The organism is Arthrobacter sp. NPDC080031 (genome assembly GCF_040702485.1).
Classification (GTDB): domain Bacteria; phylum Actinomycetota; class Actinomycetes; order Actinomycetales; family Micrococcaceae; genus Arthrobacter.
The window spans coordinates 1-2,431 of the sequence record NZ_JBFBLA010000059.1 but is presented as its reverse complement, the minus strand read 5'-3'; the positions used below and the strand labels follow the sequence as shown (position 1 = coordinate 2,431).

Sequence of the window (2,431 nt, the reverse complement as noted above, 5' to 3'; positions counted from 1 at the left end):
CCGGGGTTCAGGAAGGCGTGTTCTTCGGCGGCGAGTCCGTCGCGTCGGAGTTCGTTCCAGGAGGTCACGGACCAGACGTCGGCGGAGACTCCCCAGTCCTGGGCGAGGACTTTCTGGGCTTCCAGGGCCCAGGGGACCGAGACGCCGGAGGCCAGGAGCTGGGCGCGGGGGTGCTTGTTGTCCCGGTCCTCCGGCTCCGCCGGGGCCAGCAGGTAGATGCCCTTCAGGAGGCCCTCGATGTCGAGGTTCTCCGGTTCCGCGGGCTGGGTGATGGGTTCGTTGTACACGGTGAGGTAGTACATCAGGTTTCTGTCGGCGGAGTGTTCCCCGTACATGCGTTCGAGTCCGTCGCGGATGATGTGGCCGATTTCGTAGCCGTAGGCGGGGTCGTAGGTGAGCACGGCGGGGTTGGTGGAGGCCAGGATGGGGGAGTGTCCGTCGGCGTGTTGGAGTCCTTCGCCGGTGAGGGTGGTCCGTCCTGCGGTGGCGCCGATGATGAAGCCGCGGGTCATTTGGTCCGCGGCGGCCCAGAAGGCGTCGCCGGTGCGTTGGAAGCCGAACATGGAGTAGAACACGTAGATCGGCACGAGGGGTTCGCCGTGGGTGGCGTAGGCGGTGCCGGCGGCGGTGAAGGCCGCGACGGCGCCGGCTTCGTTGATGCCGGGGTGGATGAGCTGGCCCATGGGGGATTCCTTGTAGGCCAGGACGAGGTCCCGGTCCACGGAGAGGTAGTTCTGGCCCTTGGGGTTGTAGATCTTCGCGGTGGGGAAGAACGCGTCCATGCCGAAGGTCCGGGATTCATCCGGGACGACCGGGACGAAGCGTGTGCCGAAGTTCTTGTCCCGCATGAGGTCCTTCAGGAGCCTCACGAAGGCCATGGTGGTGGCGGCCTGCTGCTTGCCGGAGCCGCGCTTGGCGACCTCGTAGGACTTCGCGTCCGGCAGCACCACGGGGGTGTGCGTGGAGCGGCGTTCGGGCACGGAGCCGCCCAGGGCCGCGCGGCGGTCCATCATGTACCGGATTTCCGGGGCGTCCATGCCGGGGTGGTAGTACGGGGGCCGGTACAGGTCGGTGTCGAGCTGGGCGTCCGTGATGGGGATGCGCAGGTGGTCGCGGAAGGCCTTGAGGTCTTCCATGGTGAGTTTCTTCATTTGGTGGGTCGCGTTGCGGCCCTCGAAGTGGGGTCCGAGTCCGTAGCCCTTGACGGTCTTGGCCAGGATCACGGTGGGTTTGCCCTTGAACTCGGTCGCTGCCTTGTACGCGGCGTAGACCTTGCGGTAGTCGTGGCCGCCGCGTTTGAGGTTCCAGATCTGCTCGTCGTCCAGGTCCGCGACCATGTCCTTGGTGGCCGGGGTTTTCCCGAAGAAGTGTTCGCGGACGAACCCGCCGGATTCGGCCTTGTAGGTCTGGTAGTCCCCGTCGACGGTTTCGTTCATGATCTTCACCAGGGACCCGTCGGTGTCCTTGGCCAGGAGGTCATCCCATTCCCGGCCCCAGACGACCTTGATGACGTTCCAGCCCGCGCCGCGGAAGAACGCTTCGAGTTCCTGCATGATCTTCCCGTTGCCCCTTACCGGCCCGTCCAGGCGCTGGAGATTGCAGTTGATCACGAAGTTCAGGTTGTCCAGGTTCTCGTTCGCGGCGAGCTGGAGCAGGCCGCGGGACTCGGGCTCGTCCATTTCCCCGTCGCCCAGGAACGCCCAGACCTGCTGCCCGGAGGTGTCTTTGAGGCCGCGGTCGTGCAGGTAGCGGTTGGACTGGGCCTGGTAGATCGCGTTCATCGGGCCGATGCCCATGGACACGGTCGGGAATTCCCAGAACGCGGGCATCAGGCGCGGGTGCGGGTAGGAGGACAGGGCGTGGCCCTGTTTGGACTTTTCCTGCCGGAACCCGTCCAGGTCCTCCTCGGTGAGCCGGCCTTCCATGAACGCCCTGGCGTACATGCCCGGGGACGCGTGTCCCTGGAAGAAGACCTGGTCCCCGCCCGAGGGGTGGTCCTTGCCGCGGAAGAAATGGTTAAAGCCGACCTCGTACAGGGTCGCGGCCCCGGCATAGGTGGAGATGTGCCCGCCCACCCCGATGTCCGAGCGCTGGGCCCGGTGCACCATCACGGCCGCGTTCCAGCGCATGTACGCCCGGTACCGGCGCTCGAACTCCTCGTTGCCCGGGAACGGCGCTTCCTGGTCCGCCGGGATCGTGTTCACGTAATCGGTGGTCGTCACCATCGGCACCCCCACCGACTGGGACCCCGCCCGCTGAAGCAGGCTGCGCATGATGAACTGCGCCCGCTCCGTGCCCTGCTCCCTGATCAACGCATCCAAAGACTCAACCCACTCGGCAGTCTCTTCCGGATCACGATCAGGCAGCTGGGAAGTCAACCCGCTAAGGATGTGTGAGGTCTCTTCTCCTGCAGCCACGTCCAACCTCTCTT

1 protein-coding gene is annotated in these 2,431 nt (G+C 65.8%); it reads right to left on the bottom strand.

The window, feature by feature from the left end:
• The coding region (gene aceE / locus AB0323_RS23940) for a pyruvate dehydrogenase (acetyl-transferring), homodimeric type (RefSeq protein ID WP_366179544.1) at window positions 1-2,417 on the bottom strand (2,417 nt) is incomplete at its 3' end.
• Window positions 2,418-2,431 lie beyond the last annotated feature (14 nt).